Here is a 17,279-nt window from a genome sequence, read left to right as displayed (position 1 = left end):
CGTGCACGCTTCGGACGCGGCCTCCGAGGGCTCCGGAAACAGCGCCCTGCGCCCCCACCGCCTCGACGAACGCACCCTCGCCGAGCTGTGCTCCGCCGGGGAGTCGCCGAGGGCGACCCGGGCCCTGCTGGACGCCGAGTACAGCCGACGCCTGCTCCTCCTGCGCGCCCTGGTCGACGAGGTGTCCTCCCGCCCCGCCGGGACCGGCCCCCTCCCACCCGCGCGCGCCGCCTGGGACCTGCTGGCCCGCTCCCAGCGCGAGAACCCCGAGGCCGTGCACCGGTTGCTGATGGACCCGCAGACCGGGCTGTGGGCGGCCCAGGCGCTGCGCCGACTGCGCGGCTCGCAGGAGGCCGACGGACCGCTCTGGTGCGAAGTGGGCCAGTTGCACGCGCTGGCCGCCGCCGCGGCCGTACGCGCCGGACTCGGCTTCCGGATCCGGGTCCCGGCAGTCGGCGGAGCGGTGCTCCTCCCCGGACTCGGCCGGGCGCACCTGGACATCCCCGAGCCGTGGACGACGGCCGAGGTCCACCGACAGGACGGCGTCACCCGCATCAGCACCAAGGGCGCGGTCGTGGACGTACCGGCGCACGCCGCCGAGGACGCGCCCCACTGGTGCGGCCTGCGCCAACTGACCCTGAGCCACCGGGGACTCACCCTCGACCTCACCTTCGACGACCTGGCCCGCTACCCCGTCATCGCGGGCACCGCCGCCCCCGAACGCCTGGACGAAACGGCTCTACGGCACTGGCGGCGCGGCCTCGAACGGGCGTGGGCGATGCTGGTCGACGACCACCGGGACAGCGCCGAGGCCCTGAGCGCGGGACTGTTCTCCCTCGTGCCGCTGCCGCCCGCCGACCGCTTCCGGCCGCGCAGCGCCTCCGCCTCCGAGGCCTTCGGCTGCGTGACCATGTCCGCGCAGCACCCGCACATCCCGGACGACGAGGCCACGGCGGAACTCGCGGTCACCCTCGTCCACGAGTTCCGGCACACCCTGCTCAACGGGCTGATGCACCTCACCCTGCTGGCCGAGGACTGCCCCGACGTCTTCCGGGCGCCCTGGCGGGACGACCCCCGGCCCCTGACCGGGGTCGTCCACGGCGCCTTCGCCTTCTCCGGCGTCGCCCGGTTCTGGCGGACCCGCGCCGAGCGGGATCACGGCAGCGCCCGCGACCGCGCCCGCTTCGAGTACGCCCTGTGGCGGCGCGAGTCCCGCGCCACGCTCGAACTCCTGCACCCTCACCCCGCGCTCACCGACACCGGCCGCCTGCTGGTGCGCGGCCTGCTCGCGGACCTGCGGTCCTGGGAGTCGGACCGGGTGCCCGAGTCGACACTGAGCCTCGCCGAGCAGGCCGCGGCCCACCACCGTGCCGCCTGGCGCGCCCACCACCTGGTGCCGGACGAGTCGGCCGTCCGGGCCACCGCCGACTCCTGGCTGCACGGCACCCCGCCGCCCCGCCCGGCGGCCGAGGAGCCCGGGAGCGTCGTCATCGATCCCGGCGGCTGCCGCATCGACGCCTACGCCCATCTGGTCCGCCTGCGCATCACCGACCCGCCCGCCTTCGCGGAGGCCGCCGACGGCGGCCCCCGCCCGAACGGCGTCACTCCCGCCGACGTGGCCCACGTGGCGGGCGACCTGACCGAGGCGGCCCGCCGGTACGCCGAGGACACGACACGCCCGGCCTCCTGGGGCGGCCTGAGCCTCCTCCTCGGCGCCGAACGCCCCGAACTGCTGCGTGCCGTCTCCCGGACGGTGACCCGTAGGACCGGACGGCCGCCGCACCCGGCGGAGCTGACCCGCTGGCTGGCCGGGGCCGAGGACGCCTACAGGGGGAGCGGGTCTATGTCGCAGTCCGCCCGGGTCTCCCAGTCCACGGCCTGACGCACCGCCGGATGGTCCGCTCCCAGCACCCGGTTCAGCCGTTCCGCCGTAGCGGTGTGCAGCCGCTCCGCCTCCTCGTGCTCGCCGAGGGCCCGTAGGTCCAGCGGGAGGTTCGCCGCGCAGGCCAGCGTGGAGGGATGGTCCGCGCCCAGCACGTCGGTGGAGAGCGCGAGAGTCCGTTCGTCCAGCTCCCGGGCCGCCGCGTACTCGCCGAGGGCGTAGAGGTCACTGGCCAGGTTCGTGGCACAGACCAGCGACGAGGGGTGGCGCTCGCCGAGCGCCCGGTGGAAGGCGCCCAGGGCCTGTTCGTCGATGGCCCGGGCGGCCTCCGTCGCACCCATGTGCCGCAGCGTCACGGCGAGATCCACCTCGGCCGACAGGGTGTGCGGATGGGTGCTGCCGTACGTCTCGGCGTACTGGACGTGGATACGGGTGCCCAGCTCCCGCGCGGTGGTCAGTTCACCCGCGTGCCGGAGGTCGATGGACAGCTCCAGCGTCGAGGCCATGGACCCCGGATTGTTCGCGCCGTACCGGGCGACGAGCGCGTCCTGCGCCTGCTCGGCGGTCTCCCGCGCCTCCTCGTGCCGGCCGGCCTTGCGCAGGGCCACCGCCAGGTGGCGGTGGTTCGACAGAGTGAAGGGGTTGACCTGCCCGAGCAGCCGCTCGCACCGGTCGGTGAGGTCCCGCTGATGGGTCAACGCCGCGTGGTAGTCGCCCAGTTCACGGTCGTCCAGGATCAGGCTGAGCCAGGTCACCAGGCTCAGCACATGATCCTGCCCGTACATCTGCTGCTTGCTGTGCCAGGTCCGCGCGTCCAGTCGGCGCGCCCGCGCGAACTGCCCCGCGAGCCGGAGGCTGACCCCCAGGTTGTGCGCCGCGCGCAAGGTCTCGGGGTCCTCCTCGCCGAGCTGGCGCAGATAGCGCTCGTGCACCGACTCCGACAGCTCCAGGGCGGCGCCGAAGTCGCCCTGTACCCGCTTGTCGATGGCCACGTTGCCGAGGGCGTCCAGGGTGTCCTCGTGGTCCTCGCCGACGGTGCGCCGGTACGCCTCCAGCACCCGGTCGTTGACGGCGGACGCCTCGGCATAGCGGCCCATGCTCAGCAGCACCGCGCCCATCCACTTGGACAGCTCCAGCGTCGTGGGGTCGTCCTCCCCGTCGCCCCGGCGCCAGGCCTCGTAGGCGGACTCGGACAGGTGGAGCGCGGCCTCGTAGTTGCCCCAACGCAGTAAGTACCGCACCTCGTTGATGATGAGTGTGCGCACGTACGGGTTGGTGGAGCCGACCGCCTCGGAGACGACCAGATGCGGGTACAGCTCGCCGTAGCGCGGCCACTGGTTGGCGTTGTACGGGTCCCGGGGATCGTTGGCGGCCAGCAGCAGGTGGATGCCGTTGCGGATGCGTTCCTGCTCGGACTCCGTCATCCGGGCGATCAGGGCCGTCTGCACGAGCCGGTGCATCTGGAGGGAGTTGGCGCGGAAGTCGAAGCGGGCCAGGGAGTAGCGGCCGATCTCCCGGATGGCCTGGCCGAGGCGGATCGGATCGCGCAGCACCAGGTCGAGTTCGGGGGTGATCGAGGCGCCCGGCAGCCCCGAGAACAGATTGCGCGAGATCGACTCCGGCGCGCAGAACGCGCACAGTTGCAGCAGTTGCATGGCGGCCGGGTTCCGCGTCTCCAACTGGTCCAGGGACACGTTCCAGGCGGCGATGACCGGCAGTTGGTAGTCGAGCGGCGGCGCAAGACCCAGCAGGTCCACCTGCTTCTCCTCCAGCAGGCGCAGGTATTCGTCCGCCGGCATCCCGGTCTCCGCCCGCCAGGCGGCGGCCTGTTCGAGGGCCAGCGGGAGATCGCCGAGCGCGGTCGCGAGCCGGTCGGCCTCGTCGTCGGTGATGTCCGGCCCACGCCGCCGCAGCAGCTCCACGCTCTCCTCGCGCTGGAAGACGTTCACCTCCAGCGGCTTGGCCACGCTCGCCCACTGCGGATTGCGGGAGGTGACGAGGATGTTCCCCGGCCCGCCGAGCGGGAAGTAGGGGCGCACCGCCTCCGGGCTGTCGGCGTTGTCGAAGACCAGCAGCCAGTTGGCGTACGGCTCCCCGCGGCGCAGCGCCTCCAGCACCGCCGCCACCGACCAGGACGCCTCGTTCCCGGCCTCCAGACCGAGATGGGGGGCCAACTCCACCAGGGACAGCGCGATCTGGGCGGTGCGCTCGGCGGAGATCCACCAGACGACGTCGTACTCCGCGAGATGCCGGTAGACGTACTCCACGGCGAGCATCGACTTGCCGACGCCCCCCATGCCGTGCAGGGCGTTGGGGAGGACGGCCGTCGCCTTCTCCTTGCGCAGCCTGCGGTGCAGGGCGTCGAGCAGCTCGGCCCGGCCGGTGAAGTTCGGGTTGCGCGGCGGTACGTGGCCCCACACGGCCGGGCTGCTGTTGCCCCGCCGTTCGGTCGTCGGGGCCGCACCGGACGGGACGTCGGTGCGCGGCTGCTTGGTCGGCTGGTTCACCAGGTCCTCCTGCTTCCGCAGGTACGAAGGGGACGGGCCGCAGGCCGGGGTGTCGGGCGGCCGGGGCTCGGCGGTCAGTTGCTCCAGCGCCCGCGCCTGGGCGGCGTGCGGGCCGGATACGGCGTGCAGTACGGCGATCTGGGGTTCCGCCCAGGCGCGGGCCTCCGCGCCGGGCCTCAGCGGAATGAACGACTCCGCGCCTGTCAGCAGCGCGGGCACCTGCCAGCGTCCGCGCGCGTATTCCCCGAGCGCCTCCCCGACCAGGTCGACGACCAGCCGGAGTTCCTCGGTGCGTCCGGCGGCCAGCAGTTCGCCGCGCACACCGGGTGCGAAGTCGTAGGCGAGCGGCGGGCCTTCGGCCGGGGGCGGTCCGGTGCGCGGGCGGATCAGCCGGTGGGTGAGCAGTTGGGTGAAGTCGAAGATCCGTGCCTCGGGGCGCAGCCGGGCGAGCACATGTCTGATCACCGGCACCGCGAGGGGCACGGCGGCGAGCAGGGTGGCGACGGCGAGTACGTCGGGCGTGACGGACCGGCGGAACGCGGCGACGCGTTCGGCGGGCCGGGGCTCGGGGCCCGGGGGCGGCGCGGGTTCGGGGCACGGGGTGGCGAACGTCAGCGGCAGCCGGGCCCGGGTGCCCCGGGCGCCCGTGACCAGCCGTACCCAGGAGCGCAGGCTGCGCGGTGCCGGCTCCAGGACCGGCACCGGGAGGGCGGGGCCGCCCTCGTCGGGCGCGCCGAGGCTGAGGTGGCGCGGGCCGGTGCCGTGGGCGCGGTTCGGCGCGCCGGGTCCCGCGGAGCGAAGCGACAGCGGCCAGGTCGGTACGCCGGTCTCGGGCCAGGCGTGGTGGGGCAGCAGATGCACCACGGCCACCGGTCCCGCGCCCGCCCACCGGTGCAGGATCCGGGACCGGGCGCCGGAGCGCCAGGGGGGCGCGTTGCCGTCGGTGACCACGAGCGTCAGCCGGTCGGCGCAGCCGCCGGCGGGCGGCAGCGGTCCGAGACGGCGGCGGTCCACCCGGCGGAAGACGCGTGCGCGCCGCAGCAGTTCGGTGAACTCCACGACCGTGTCCTGCCAGATGGCCATCCCGGGGTCCGGGTCCACCGCGACGAGCATGTCCCAGCCCCGGCGCGGGCCGCGCCCGCGCAGTCCGCCGAGGGCCCGCACCACGCCGTGCGGGTCGGTGATGTCCGACCAGCGCGTGACCGGGTCGCCCGCGTCGAGGCTTGTCATGACCCCTCCATGGCGGCCCAGCTCCAGAGGGTGTCCAGGGCCGCGCTCCCTTCCCCGTCACGTTCCCGGATCGCGGCCAGGGCACCCGTGGCCACCAAGTGCAGCACGTCCAGGAGCTGTTGGGCCGACGCCGGTTCCGCGGCCGCCCGGTCGAGGAGCGGTTCGAGCACGTCGTCGGCAACGGCCGGGAAGCGGGACCTCGCCAGCTCGGCCAGCCGCTCCCGGGTCGGCGGCGGCAGCTCCAGCCGGACGCAGGCCCGCACGAACGCGGGCGGCAGCTCACGCTCCCCGCCGGTCGTGGCGACGACGACGGGCAGCTCCCGGCAGCGCACAAGCCCGTCGCGGAGCGCCGCCGTGCCGCCCGGCTCGCAGGTGTGCACCGTGGCACTGCCGGAGCCGAGGAGGCCGGGGACAGTGAACTCCCCGTCGTGCAGCACCGCCAGCAGTTCGTCGGGGAGGTCGAAGCCGCCCCGGTCCAGATCGTCGACGAGGACGACGCGGGGTAATCGGCGCGGGAGCAGCGCCGTGCCGAGCGGACCCAGGCGCACCCGTCCGGGCGCCGTCTCTGCGTACAGGGCCTCGGCGAGCGTGCTGCCGCCCGTCACCGGCCAGCGCAGTACCGAGCCCAGGCCGAGCTCCCGGGCGATCCGGTGGGCCAGCGCCGACTTGCCCACGCCCGGTTCACCGCCGACGAGCAGCGGTCGGCGCAGCCGCAGCGCCGTGTTGACCCGGGCCACCTCCTCGGGGGCCGGGGTCCTGGGCGTGCCCGGCGGACCGAGGACCCGGGCGGCCGTGTCGTCCCGGGCCGGTGCCGGGGGCTCGTCCGGCGGGTGACCGGCGTAGGCGCGCCAGGGCGGCGGTGCGGGCCAGCGGCGGTCCCGCTCGACCGGGTCGAGCGGGATGCCCGTGCCCCGGTACAGCCACCAAGTGTCCATGGACGTGTCCTCCCTGCGCGGTGATGTCACGGTCACAGCGGTTTGCGGTCGGGGTCGTCCCACAGCACCGCCAGATGCCGGCCTATGTGGTGCTCCGGCGTACCCGCGCCGAGCGCGGCGGCCTGCCGCCGGAAGCGGGTGATGCGCGGCAGCAGGTCGGCGAAGCCACCGGCGAACAGCTCGCTGATCACCTGCCGGAACTCCGTCGTGGACTCACTGGTGCGATGCCAGACGACCACCGGATAGCCCATGCGGAGCGCGGTCTTGAACTCCTTGCGGCCGTGCGGGCGGCCCTCCTCCGGGGGTTCGCTGAGCACGGCGGCGACATGCTCCTCGTCCAGCAGTCCGGGCAGGCCCGGGTGCCGGCCGTTGGCGCCGGGGATGCCCATGTAGACGGAACCGGCCGCCGGTTCCTGCCGCAGCCTCTGCCAGCGCAGCCGCCATCTGCCGTGCCAGCTCTGGTCGAGCAGCCGCTCCAGGCTGCGGATCACCACCGCCGGGTAGGTCATGCCGAGCGGCAGATGCGGGTCCTCGGCAGCGTCCAACGGCCAGGACTCCACCGGCAGGTTGATCAGTTCCAGGGGCAGTACGAACTCCAGCCGAAGCTGCCCGGGTCTGTCCCCCTCGGCGCGCTCCACCTCGCAGATCACCTCGCTGACGCTGCGCTGGAGATCGTCGAAGGGGATCACCGCGCTGTCCCGGCGGCCCTCGAAGTCCGGCCCCCGAGCGTCGGAGTGGAACCAGTACGACACCGTGTAGTGGCCCTCGTCGAACGGCGCGGGCATGATCCGGATGGCCAGGTGCTCGTCATGGGTGGCGGGCTGCCGGTCCGCGCCGCGCGTGTAGCGCAGGCGGTCGAGGGTCTGCGCGATGCCCCAGCGCGCCGCTCGCCGTCGGTTGAGCGCCCGGATCTCCTGGGACGCCCCCGCGTCCGGGAGCCAGTCGGCCGTCTTGTCCAGGTAGGCCATCCACGGCGGCACCCGTTCCGGCGCGGAGTTCTGCCCCACCAGGTACAGGAAGTCCGACCAGGGAGTGGTGGAGTGCGGGGGCGGGTCGGTCAATCGGCTCTCGGTCGCCAGGGACAGCAGCCGCCGCCGTTGGTCGGCGGGCAGCGGCAGGGGTTCCAGGGAACGCGTCAGCAGCTCCCAGACATCGGGGTACTCGGGCGGCAGGCTGCGTACGGCCCGCCACTCGTCACCGAGCCGGAACATCTGCAGCGCTTCCGCCGAGTCGGGGTCCAGCAGATCCACCGTGGCGGCGAGGCAGGACAGGCCGTCCGGTGCGTTCTTCATACAGAGCCTGAGCAGGGCCACCCACTGACTGCGCGGTACCGAGTGCCGGGGGAGCTGACCGCCCCGCCCGAGCCGGTCGAGCACCAGATCCAGGAACTGCTCCCGGTCCTCGGGCGCCCGCGCACCGTCCCAGCCGACCAGGACGTCCACGGAAACGCGCCGTATCCGGTCCTCGATCTCCTCGCGCAAGGAGGCCCCCCTCCGGCGCCCCCGTCCCGGGGCGCGCTCCCTCGCCCTGCCCGACGACCCCCGTTGGTACCGCCGGTGACACAAGATTAGGGGCCACGGTCGCCGACGGAAGGGGATCGGCGGACAGGGCGGGCGTGTGCTAGGGGATCTCCGCCCGGGACTCGTGTTCGACGAACTCCCCAGGCCGTTCGTGCGCCGTCAGTGTGTGGAGGCGGCCCCGGTCGAGGGGCTCGTGGATCTCTGCGTACTCGCCGTGCGGGAGGCGTTTGACGATGCCGGTCTCACGGCCGTGGGCGACCAGTTCACGGTCGCGCAGTTGCAGGCCCAGGCAGATGCGGCGGGTGAGGACGTAGACCAGGACGGGGACGACGAAGACGGCGACGCGGATGGTCCAGGTCACCGTGTTGATGGACAGGTGGAGCCGGGTCGCCACGATGTCGTTGCCGCCGCCCGCCAGCAGGATCAGGTAGAGGGCGATCCAGGCCGCGCCGAGGCCGGTGCGCACCGGGTGGTTGCGGGGGCGGTCGAGCAGGTGGTGCTCGCGTCGGTCGCCGGTCACCCAGGACTCCACGAAGGGGTACGCGCCGATCAGGACCAGGAGCAGGGGGAAGACGACGATCGGGATCAGGACACCCAGGACCAGGGTGTGGCCCCACAGCGTGATCTCCCAGCCCGGCATCACCCGCACCAGGCCCTCCGCGAAGCCCAGGTACCAGTCGGGCTGGGCGCCCGTGGAGACCTGGTCGGCGCGGAAGGGGCCGTACGCCCAGACCGGGTTGATCGTGGCGACCGCGGCGAGCAGGGTGAGGGTGCCGAAGACCAGGAAGAAGAAGCCGCCCGCCTTCGCCAGGTACACGGGCAGGAACGGGGCGCCCACGACGTTGCGTTCGCTGCGGCCGGGACCCGCGAACTGGGTGTGCTTGTGGTAGACGACCAGCAGCACATGGGCGACGACGAGAACCGCCATGACGCCCGGGATCACCAGGATGTGCAGCGCGTAGAAGCGCGCCACGACGTCCTCGCCGGGGAACTCCCCGCCGAACAGGAACATCGAGAGGTACGTGCCCACGATCGGTACGGACAGCAGCGCCCCGTTGACGAACCGCAGGCCCGTGCCGGAGAGCAGATCGTCCGGGAGCGAGTAGCCGAACAGGCCCTCGAACAGGCCGAGAAGGAGCAGCAGCCAGCCGAACAGCCAGTTGATCTCCCGGGGTTTGCGGTACGACCCGGTGAAGAAGTGCCGCATCATGTGCGTCAGCATCCCGGCGACGAACACCAGCGCCGCCCAGTGGTGCAGTTGCCGGATGAGCAGACCGCCGCGCACGTCGAAGCTGATGTCGAGGGTGGAGGCGTACGCCTCGGTCATCCGCACGCCGTTGAGGGGGACGTAACTGCCCTGGTACGTCACCTCGTTCATCGACGGGTGGAAGAAGAGGGTGAGCCAGACGCCGGTCAGGATCAGCACCACGAAGCTGTACAGGCAGATCTCGCCCAGCAGGAACGACCAGTGGTCCGGGAACACCTTGCGCAGGTACTTGCGCCCCAGCGCGTGGATGCCGAGGCGGCCGTCGAACCAGTCGGCGACCCGTTCGCCCCCGGACGCCTCCGTCATGACCCAAGTCCTTCCTCTTCGTCGTCGCCGCGTTCGACCCGGGTGAGCTTCTCGGGGTTGCTGACGATGTAGATGCCCGAGACCCGGTCGCCCTCCGGGGTGAGGTCCATGACCATCACCGCGAACGGCTCCTCGCCCTGGAACAGCACCGCCGCCTCGTCGCCGTTGACCCGCCGGAACGTCACGTCCAGGTCGCCCACACCGTGCCGGGTGACATGGCCGGTCAGCAGTCGGGCCACCTTGTCCCGGCCGTGCACCGGGCGCAGCCCGGCCCCGCTGCGGTTGCCGCCGCCGTCCGACCACACCGTGACGTCCGGCGCGAGGATCTCCAGCAGCGCGGCGATGTCCCCGCCGAGCGCCGCCCGGACGAACCGTTCCGTGGCCTCCCGGCGCACCCGCGGATGCGCCTCGTACGCCGGCCGCCGCGCGTGCACATGGGCGCGGGCGCGCCGTGCGAGCTGCCGTACGGCAGCGGGGGTGCGGTCCAGGATGTCCGCGATCTCGGTGTGCGGGTAGCCGAACACCTCGTGCAGGACGAACACCGCGCGCTCCAGCGGGGACAGCGACTCCAGCACCACCAGCAGCGCCAACGACACCGACTCGGCGCGCAGGGCCGTCTCGTCCGCGCCCTCGTCGGTGGAGACCAGCGGCTCCGGCAGCCAGGGGCCGACGTAGGTCTCCTGGCGGCGGGTGATCGTGGCGCGTCGGCGCAGCGCGTGGTTGACGGCGACGCGGACGAGGTACGCCCGCGGGTTGGCGACGTCCGGCGGCTGGCCGCCGCCACCGCGGGCCGTCCAGGACAGCCAGGTCTCCTGGAGGACGTCCTCGGTGTCGACGACGCTGCCCAGCACGTTGTAGACGACGCCGAACAGCAGCTCGCGATGGGCGACGAAGACACCGGTCGCCCGGTCCAACCGGTCGCCGGTCTCGGGCAGGGATGTCTCGGACATTCGGGGCCTCCGCAGCGGTGCGCTCACCACTGGGAGCCTTCGAGGAGGTCCGTTTGTGACAGGAACAGGGGGCAATGTGACCCAGGTCTCATCGAGTCGTGCCCGCATTGGTTCCGCAGGTACCGTTGCACACCTGTTCTGACCTGGGTGTATTTACGGTTAAGTACCCGCGCGGTACCGTGAGGTCATGCCAGCTCTCAATGTGGAGTTCAGCGACCGCGAACTTGAGGACCTCAGGCAGATCGCCAAGGAACGCGGCACATCGATGAAGGCGCTCGTACGGGAGGCCGCGGCGGCGGACATCGCCCGGCACCGGGCGCTGCAGGAAGGCGCCGCGGCGTTCCGCCAGTTCTTCTCCTCGCACGCCGACGAATTCGCGGCCGCCTTCCCGGACGACGAACCACCCGCCAAGGACGAGGGGCGGGCCGCCTGAGCGATGGCACCCGTCATCCATATCGACGTGCCCTGGCTGCTCCAGCGGCACGAAGAGGTCCTGCCGGACCAGCCGACGATCAACGACTTCTCGGCGCTGGTCGCCGCGGTAGCCCGGCACCGCGTCGACCCGCCGCGGCTCGGTGTGAACTCCGACGCCGCCTGGCGGGCGGCGGCGCTGCTGCACACCCTGGCCCTGCTCAAGCCGCTGCCTTCCGCCAACGCCCGCTTCGCCTGTGCCACCGCCGTGGCCTACATGTTCGTCAGCGGAGTCGGCATCGATCCCCCCTACGGTGCCCTCGTCGACCTCGTCCGCGACCTGATCGACGGCAAGACGGACATCTACGGCGCCGCTGACCGCCTGCGGTCCTGGCAGATCTGAGCGGCGCCCGTGCGGGAGTCGGTCACCTGGCCGGCGCCCTGCCCGGACTGCGGGGCGGAGCTGGAGTGCGCCGGCGTCCAGGCGCTGGTGGCCGGACGGCTGCGGTGGGACGTCGAGTCGGCGTGCCCCGGCTGCGGGTTCGCGCTCGCCGAGTGCGGCGGGGACCTGCCGGGGGAGCGGCGCGAGCACCTGCTCGCCGCGCACGGTCCGGCCCGGCTGCGGGTGAGTGACGCGGGGCTGGCCGGGCGCGTCCGGATCATGCGGGTCCTACGGGCCGAGGCAGGACTCGACCCGGCGGGCGCCAAGGCCGAGGCGTGGCGCGTGCTGGACGGCGAGTACGCGGGGACGCTGCCCGAGATGGAACTGCTGGCCGGGAAGCTGCGGGCGGTGGGGGTCGATGCCGCCGCGGTGCGAGAACGCTGAAGCCGGGGGTTCCCTTCGGACGACTCAAGGCGGGCATTCCCCTTGGGGCGGCTGAAGCCGGGTGCCCCCTTCGGGGTCGGCTGAAGGTGGGTGTGCTTCGGGGTGGGCTGGAGCCTGGTGTCCCCTTTCGGGGCCGGCTGAAGGTGGGCGTTCCCTTTGGGACGGGCTGAAGCCTCGTGTGCCCGTGCGATCGGCTGAAGCCGGGTGTCCCCCTCGGGGCCGCCGGCCCGGTGTCTCCCCCTCGGGGCCGCCGACCGAGGGCGGGAGATCGGGGTCGGCGGCCCGTTCGCGCGGGAGAGCCGCCGTCCTGCGCGTGGCCTTCCGAGGGGCCGGTACCAGTTCATCGCGCGCGGGTCCGGGCCGGGAGCGTGCGTCGTGGACCGGTGCGGGTGTGTGTTTCACACGGGGCGCAGGGCAAAGCCGAAAGTCGGTGCCGGTGACGCGAGTTGCCGTCGATTCTGACTTAGTTTCAAAGGTGCTGATGTTGCCCGAGTGCCTTGTTGGGCGTGAGTGTGATGTGCGAGGGTTAAGTGCCCGTGCGGGGGGTAAAAGCCGGGTCGCATTCGGACCGATGGGGGATCGGCTTCGGATGGGAGAGGGTGAATTTCACTCCCCGCGCTGTTCTCCGCGCGTGGGAAGGAATCCGCTCAGTGCCCACCCCCCACCCCCCTCGCCCCCCATACCCCCCGCCCGCGGGTGTCCACGAGGAATCGGACGACGCTCTCGCGGCCCGGCTCAGAGGCCGGTCCGACGGCGAGACAACCACCACCGTCGCCCTGCTCATGGCCCGCCACTGGCGCCCCGCCCAGGAATACGCCGCGATCTGCCTCGCCTCCCGGGCCGACCTCGCCGCCATGGTCACCGCCGCCGCCTTCCACCAGGTACTCGACCGGCTGGCGCTCGGCGAACCGGCGTCGGCGCTGCGCCCCTTCCTGCTGGTCGCGGTCCGCGACACGGTCCGGGTATGGGCGGCGGAGGAACGGATATCGGCCGTTCTGCCGGAGCTGGGGAAACCGGCCGGAGGGCGCGGTATGCGCACCGCGAAGTCCATGACTCCGGAAAACCGGAAGCTCGCCGGTCGTTCATTCAACGGTCTTCCCGGACTCGCCCGGTGTCTGCTCTGGCACACCGAGGTCGAGGCGGAACCGATAACCGTCCCCGCCGGACTGCTCGGCATGGATACCGACACCGCGACCGCCGCACTCGAACAGGCGCGTGAAAAATTCCGCGAAGGTTGTGTACTGGCACATCGCGAACTCGCTCCGACCAAGGATTGCCGCTTCTACAACCGGCTCCTCGACGTCCCCATTCGCCGTGGCGGGGCCCTGCTCCCGGATGTCGAGCAGCATCTCTCCCAGTGCCGATACTGCCGTTCCGCCGCCGAACAACTGAGCCATTTCGAGGGCAATTTGGGCATGCTGCTGGCCGAGGCGGTACTCGGCTGGGGCGGCGGCCGCTACTACGACTCCCGGCCGGGCCGCGAGCGGCCGGGCACCCGCCCCCGGGGCCGGGCCCGGCACGGCGGCGGACGCCGGGGCCTGCTGTCCCGGGTGCCCCCGCAACTGCGCCGCGTGCCGCACGCGCCGCGCCCGGCCCGGGTGCTGCGCACCGGCGTCGGCATAGCCTCCGTCGGGCTGATCGCCTCCGTGCTCGCCGCCACTCTCTGGGCCGACGACGGCACGGCCCCGGCACCCTCGGCGACCAGCGGCGACACGGGTAGTGAGACCCCGGGGGTGTCGTCCGCGCCTCCTGACCAGGCCCAGCTGCCCGTCCCGCCCCGGCAGACCCGGCTGCGCAACGACGGGGCAGACCTGTGCCTGGACATCCGCGACGAGCCGGAGCCCGGCGCCGCGGTCGAACTCGCCACCTGCTCGACGGCCCGCACCCAGCAGTGGTCGTACGAGGAGGACGGGCTGCTGCGCAGTGCCGCCGACCGTGACCTGTGCCTGGACTCACGGGTGGACGCCGGTGTCGTCGTCCTCGGCGAGTGCGCCGACGACGACGGCAAACGTGCCGGCGATGTGCGCTACGACCTCAGCGTGCGGGGCGAGTTGCTGCCCCGCTGGGACGAACAGCTCGCCCTCGCCTCCACCACCGGTGACGCGGGCGCCGACATCGTAGTCAAGGCCCGCGACGGCTCCGACGGACAGCGCTGGCTGGGCGATTTAGGCAGATCTCAGAAGCCGGGGTCGCTGTCGGTCGCCGCGCCGTCGCCCCGGACTGGTTGACGACGTCCCTCGGGGTGCCGCCCTCCAGGTAGGAGGTCACGTTCGCCACTGCGGCGAGCGCGATACGGACCAGGGTCTCGCGGGTGACGCCGCCCGCGTGCGGGGACAGCACCACGTTCGGGGCGCGCAGCAACCGCAGGGCCGGGGTGGGCGGTTCGGGGTCGAAGACGTCGATTCCCGCCCCGGCCAAGGCGCCCTTCTCCAGCGCGTCTGCCAGGGCGTCCTGGTCGATCAGGGCGCCCCGCGCAGTGTTCACCACGAACGCCGTCGGCTTCAGCAGCGCCAGCCGCTCCGCGTTCAGCAGGTGCCGGGTGTCCTCGGTGAGCGGGGCGTGCAGGGTGACGTAGTCGGCCGTGCGCAGCAGGTCCTCCAGCGGGAGCCGACGGGCACCGAACCGGGCCTCCGTCTCGGGGGAGACCTGGTTGCGTCCGGCGTAGACGACCGTCATGTCGAAGGCGACCGCGCGCCGGGCGACCTCCTGGCCGATCGCCCCCAGGCCCACGATGCCGAGCGTCTTGCCGGACAGCTCCGTCAGTGAACTCCGCAGCCGGGGCAGCGCCCAGTCGGCCTCGACGAGCGCGGTGTGCGCAGCAACCAGCTGCTTGGCGAGCGCGAGCATCAGCGCGAAGGTCTGCTCCGCGACGTTCTGCGCCTCGGCGCCGCTGGAGCCGATGGTGCACACCCGCACACCGCGCTCGCGCGCGGCGACGGTGTCGACGTAGTCGAACCCATGACTCGCACACTGCACCAGTGCCAGCTCCGGTGCGGCGGCGAGGTGTTCGGCGGTGACGGGGGCGAGGGCGGTGATGATCGCGTGCGCGGAGCGCAGCGCGTCCGGGTCCTCGTCCGCCGCCTCCACGACGGTGACGCGCGCGTCGGCGGGGAACAGCGTCGCCAGTGCCGCTCCGGCGGCCCGACCGCCGACGTGCGGCGCTATGACGGCGAGGACGCTGCGGGAGTCGGCGGTCACGCGGGGGCCTTTGTCAGGTCGGCGGGGCCGAGCGATGCCGGGCCGGCGTGGCCCGACAGGGCGAGGGTGAGGTCGAGTTCGGCCAGCAGGCAGCGGATCACGTGCTCCACGCCCTGCCGGCCGTCCAGGCCGAGGCCGTAGACGTAGGGGCGGCCGACGAGAACCGCCCGGGCGCCGAGCGCGAGTGCCTTGGCGATGTCGTCGCCGGTGCGGATGCCGCTGTCGAAGAGGACGGTGAGCCGGTCGCCGACCGCCCGCACCACGCCGGGCAGCGCGTCCGCCGCCGCGACCGAACCGGCGACCTGGCGTCCGCCGTGGTTGGAGACGACGACCCCGTCCATGCCGGCGTCGACGGCGGCCCGGGCGTCGTCGGGGTGCAGGATGCCCTTGAGCACGATCGGCCCGTCCCAGTGCTCGCGCAGGAACGCGAGGTCCGGCCAGGTCTTTCCCGGGTCGGCGAACATGCCCACGAAGTGCATCACCGCCGCGTTCGGGTCCTCGTGCACCGGCTTGGCCAGGCCCGCCTGGAACGCCGGGTCGGTGAAGTAGTTGGCGGTGCCGACCCCGTGCAGGAACGGCAGGTACGCCTGGTCCAGATCACGGGGCCGCCACGCCAGCAGCGGTGTGTCCAGGGTGACCACGAGCGCGGTGTACCCGGCCGCCTTCGCCCGGTTCAGGAAACTGAGCGCGACCTCGGGGTCCTTGGGCCAGTACAGCTGGAACCAGCGCTCGGCGTCGCCCATCGCCTCGGCGACCTGCTCCATGGGGGTGCTGGAGGCGGAGGACAGCACGAAGGGCACGCCCTGCGCGGCGGCGGCGCGTGCCGCGGCGGACTCGGCGTCCGGGTGCATGATCGACAGCACGCCCACCGGGGCGAGCGCGAGGGGCGCGGGCAGCGAGCGGCCCAGCACCTCGACCGACAGATCCCGCTCGTGCACGTCCCGCAGCATGCGCGGCACGATCCGGTGCCGCTTCAGGGCGGCCCGGTTGGCGTGCGCGGTGCTGCCGTCCCCGGCGCTCCCCGCCACGTAACCGACCGGCCCCGGCCCGAGCCGCCGCTCGGCCATCTCCTCCAGCCGCGTCAGGTCGGTGGGCAGCCGGGGCACGGCCCCCGTCATCCCGTTGAGGTAGATCTCGTACTGGAAATCCGCCCAGTGCTTGGCCATGCCGACCGTCCCGCCTCTCGTCGTTGAGAACGCGCAGTACGCAGACCATACCGACCAGTAGGGAGGGGTGGGACGGCCGGTCAGGCCTCTCCTGCCGACGCCCCCAGGATCCGGGCGAGTTCCCGGGGCCAGGAGAACATCGGCCAGTGCCCGGTGTCGAGCTCGACCAGGTTCCACCGCGGGCTCTTGAGCAGTTCGGCCGCCGCACCCCACGGCTCCTCGCCGTCCAGCAGGCACTTGACGTACGTACCGGGCAACTCGCCCAGCGGGCGGGACAGGACCACCGGTTCCACGAGCGTGGTGCCGGGGTGCGGGGTGGCATCGACGAGCAGGCGCGCCACCTGCTCATCCGTCAGGCCCTGGCCCGCGAACTCGGACGGGTCCGGAGGCGGCCACACCCCGTCGTGCGCGGCGATCGCCTCCCGCACGGGGTCGCTGGGCCACCCGTCCAGGAACGACTCGCCGTCGACGGGGACGTTGGCGTCCACGAGCACGACGTGACGCAGCCGGTCCCCGATCCGCTCCGCGGCCTGCCCCACCGGCACCCCGGCATAGCTGTGCCCCACGAGCACGACATCCCGCAGCCCCAGCCGTTCGACCTCGTCGACGATGTCCCGCACATGGGTCCCCGGCCCCGCGTGGGCGCCTCGCTTCTCCGCGAGCCCCGACAACGTCAGCGGATGCGCCGCGTGCCCGTCGGCCCGCAGCCCGTCCACCACGTCGTCCCAGGCCCACGCCCCGAGCCAGGCACCCGCCACCAGTACGAAGGAAGTCATGCCCGCAACGTAACCGAGGGGTCTGACAACGGCCCTCCGGAGGCGCGGAGTTCGGGGTCGACGTGACGCCCCGATGAACAAATGGGGCAACCGGGTAGTCGTTCGCGAGCAGAATCGGAATGTTTCAGGCCGATTAATGAACGTATTGATTTAAGCCACTTGGCTGCTTCGGGCGATCAAGAATGGCGTGCTCAAGGGGTTGGAACGTTCGAATTCCGTTACTTCACGCCACTGATTCAATACGCAAGGTTACCGAAACGTATGGGGTCGATGTGTGTTCCGGCGGCGGACTCGGCAGACTCGCG

13 protein-coding genes are annotated in these 17,279 nt (G+C 72.6%); 5 read left to right on the top strand and 8 right to left on the bottom strand.

Annotation, left to right across the window (positions count from 1 at the left end; genetic code table 11):
• Window position 1: 1 nt before the first annotated feature.
• On the top strand, window positions 2–1,882 hold the full coding sequence (locus ACZ7L7_RS26420; RefSeq protein WP_285512042.1) for an HEXXH motif domain-containing protein: 1,881 nt from the start codon (window positions 2–4) through the stop codon (window positions 1,880–1,882).
• On the opposite strand, the gene fxsT is transcribed toward ACZ7L7_RS26420, so the two are convergent.
• The 5 genes from fxsT to sigJ form a co-directional block, all read right to left on the bottom strand.
• Window positions 1,825–5,619: an FxSxx-COOH system tetratricopeptide repeat protein gene (gene fxsT / locus ACZ7L7_RS26415; protein ID WP_472077443.1), complete on the bottom strand. Its 3,795-nt coding sequence runs from the start codon at window positions 5,617–5,619 to the stop codon at window positions 1,825–1,827. The two genes, ACZ7L7_RS26420 and fxsT, sit on opposite strands and share 58 nt — an antisense overlap.
• Window positions 5,616–6,554 (bottom strand): AAA family ATPase, encoded by a 939-nt coding sequence (locus ACZ7L7_RS26410; protein WP_472077441.1) that lies wholly within the window; start codon window positions 6,552–6,554, stop codon window positions 5,616–5,618. The genes fxsT and ACZ7L7_RS26410 overlap by 4 nt, the downstream gene beginning before the upstream one ends.
• Before the next feature lie 32 nt (window positions 6,555–6,586).
• The gene (locus tag ACZ7L7_RS26405) at window positions 6,587–8,035 is read right to left on the bottom strand and encodes a VMAP-C domain-containing protein (RefSeq protein WP_471431817.1); all 1,449 of its coding nucleotides are present in this window, start codon (window positions 8,033–8,035) and stop codon (window positions 6,587–6,589) included.
• Window positions 8,036–8,174: 139 nt separating this feature from the next.
• Window positions 8,175–9,647 carry a cytochrome bc1 complex cytochrome b subunit gene (gene qcrB, locus ACZ7L7_RS26400; protein WP_285512046.1) on the bottom strand — a complete coding sequence of 491 codons (1,473 nt, stop codon included), beginning with the start codon at window positions 9,645–9,647 and terminating at the stop codon, window positions 8,175–8,177.
• On the bottom strand, window positions 9,644–10,597 hold the full coding sequence (gene sigJ, locus ACZ7L7_RS26395; RefSeq protein WP_285512047.1) for an RNA polymerase sigma factor SigJ: 954 nt from the start codon (window positions 10,595–10,597) through the stop codon (window positions 9,644–9,646). The genes qcrB and sigJ overlap by 4 nt, the downstream gene beginning before the upstream one ends.
• A gap of 187 nt (window positions 10,598–10,784) precedes the next feature.
• Between sigJ and ACZ7L7_RS26390 the strand changes: the two genes are divergently transcribed.
• The 4 genes from ACZ7L7_RS26390 (at window position 10,785) to ACZ7L7_RS26375 (ending at window position 14,062) form a co-directional block, all read left to right on the top strand.
• Window positions 10,785–11,030, top strand: coding sequence for a hypothetical protein (locus ACZ7L7_RS26390; protein ID WP_453602309.1), 246 nt, complete (start codon window positions 10,785–10,787; stop codon window positions 11,028–11,030).
• 3 nt (window positions 11,031–11,033) lie between these two features.
• Window positions 11,034–11,411, top strand: a complete 378-nt coding sequence (locus tag ACZ7L7_RS26385; protein WP_285512049.1) for a toxin Doc — start codon at window positions 11,034–11,036, stop codon at window positions 11,409–11,411.
• 9 nt (window positions 11,412–11,420) lie between these two features.
• Window positions 11,421–11,834: a hypothetical protein gene (locus ACZ7L7_RS26380; RefSeq protein ID WP_472077438.1), complete on the top strand. Its 414-nt coding sequence runs from the start codon at window positions 11,421–11,423 to the stop codon at window positions 11,832–11,834.
• A 650-nt stretch (window positions 11,835–12,484) separates the two neighbouring features.
• A complete protein-coding gene (locus ACZ7L7_RS26375; RefSeq protein ID WP_453602303.1) occupies window positions 12,485–14,062 on the top strand; it encodes an RICIN domain-containing protein in 1,578 nt (525 codons plus the stop codon).
• Here the strand turns inward: ACZ7L7_RS26375 and ACZ7L7_RS26370 are convergent.
• The 3 genes from ACZ7L7_RS26370 to ACZ7L7_RS26360 all read right to left on the bottom strand — a co-directional run bounded on the left by ACZ7L7_RS26370 (window position 13,956) and on the right by ACZ7L7_RS26360 (window position 16,974).
• A complete protein-coding gene (locus ACZ7L7_RS26370; protein WP_471593091.1) occupies window positions 13,956–15,032 on the bottom strand; it encodes a 2-hydroxyacid dehydrogenase in 1,077 nt (358 codons plus the stop codon). The genes ACZ7L7_RS26375 and ACZ7L7_RS26370 overlap by 107 nt on opposite strands.
• Window positions 15,029–16,198: a lactate 2-monooxygenase gene (locus ACZ7L7_RS26365; RefSeq protein ID WP_285512053.1), complete on the bottom strand. Its 1,170-nt coding sequence runs from the start codon at window positions 16,196–16,198 to the stop codon at window positions 15,029–15,031. The genes ACZ7L7_RS26370 and ACZ7L7_RS26365 overlap by 4 nt, the downstream gene beginning before the upstream one ends.
• An 80-nt stretch (window positions 16,199–16,278) precedes the next feature.
• Entirely contained in the window at window positions 16,279–16,974 is a 696-nt protein-coding gene (locus ACZ7L7_RS26360) for an alpha/beta fold hydrolase (protein ID WP_472077436.1), read from the bottom strand.
• Window positions 16,975–17,279: the final 305 nt, after the last annotated feature.

It is taken from the genome of Streptomyces sp. NPDC110618 (genome assembly GCF_055657065.1).
The sequence above is the reverse complement of the archived record's forward strand: the minus strand, read 5'-3'. Positions and strand labels throughout refer to the sequence as shown.

Coding starts and splice junctions, on each gene's coding strand:
- fxsT (WP_472077443.1), bottom strand. CDS start 5,619: ATGACAAGCCTCGACGCGGGCGACCCGGTCACGCGCTGGTCGGACATC.
- ACZ7L7_RS26410 (WP_472077441.1), bottom strand. CDS start 6,554: ATGGACACTTGGTGGCTGTACCGGGGCACGGGCATCCCGCTCGACCCG.
- qcrB (WP_285512046.1), bottom strand. CDS start 9,647: ATGACGGAGGCGTCCGGGGGCGAACGGGTCGCCGACTGGTTCGACGGC.
- sigJ (WP_285512047.1), bottom strand. CDS start 10,597: ATGTCCGAGACATCCCTGCCCGAGACCGGCGACCGGTTGGACCGGGCG.
- ACZ7L7_RS26390 (WP_453602309.1), top strand. CDS start 10,785: ATGCCAGCTCTCAATGTGGAGTTCAGCGACCGCGAACTTGAGGACCTC.
- ACZ7L7_RS26385 (WP_285512049.1), top strand. CDS start 11,034: ATGGCACCCGTCATCCATATCGACGTGCCCTGGCTGCTCCAGCGGCAC.
- ACZ7L7_RS26365 (WP_285512053.1), bottom strand. CDS start 16,198: ATGGCCAAGCACTGGGCGGATTTCCAGTACGAGATCTACCTCAACGGG.
- ACZ7L7_RS26360 (WP_472077436.1), bottom strand. CDS start 16,974: ATGACTTCCTTCGTACTGGTGGCGGGTGCCTGGCTCGGGGCGTGGGCC.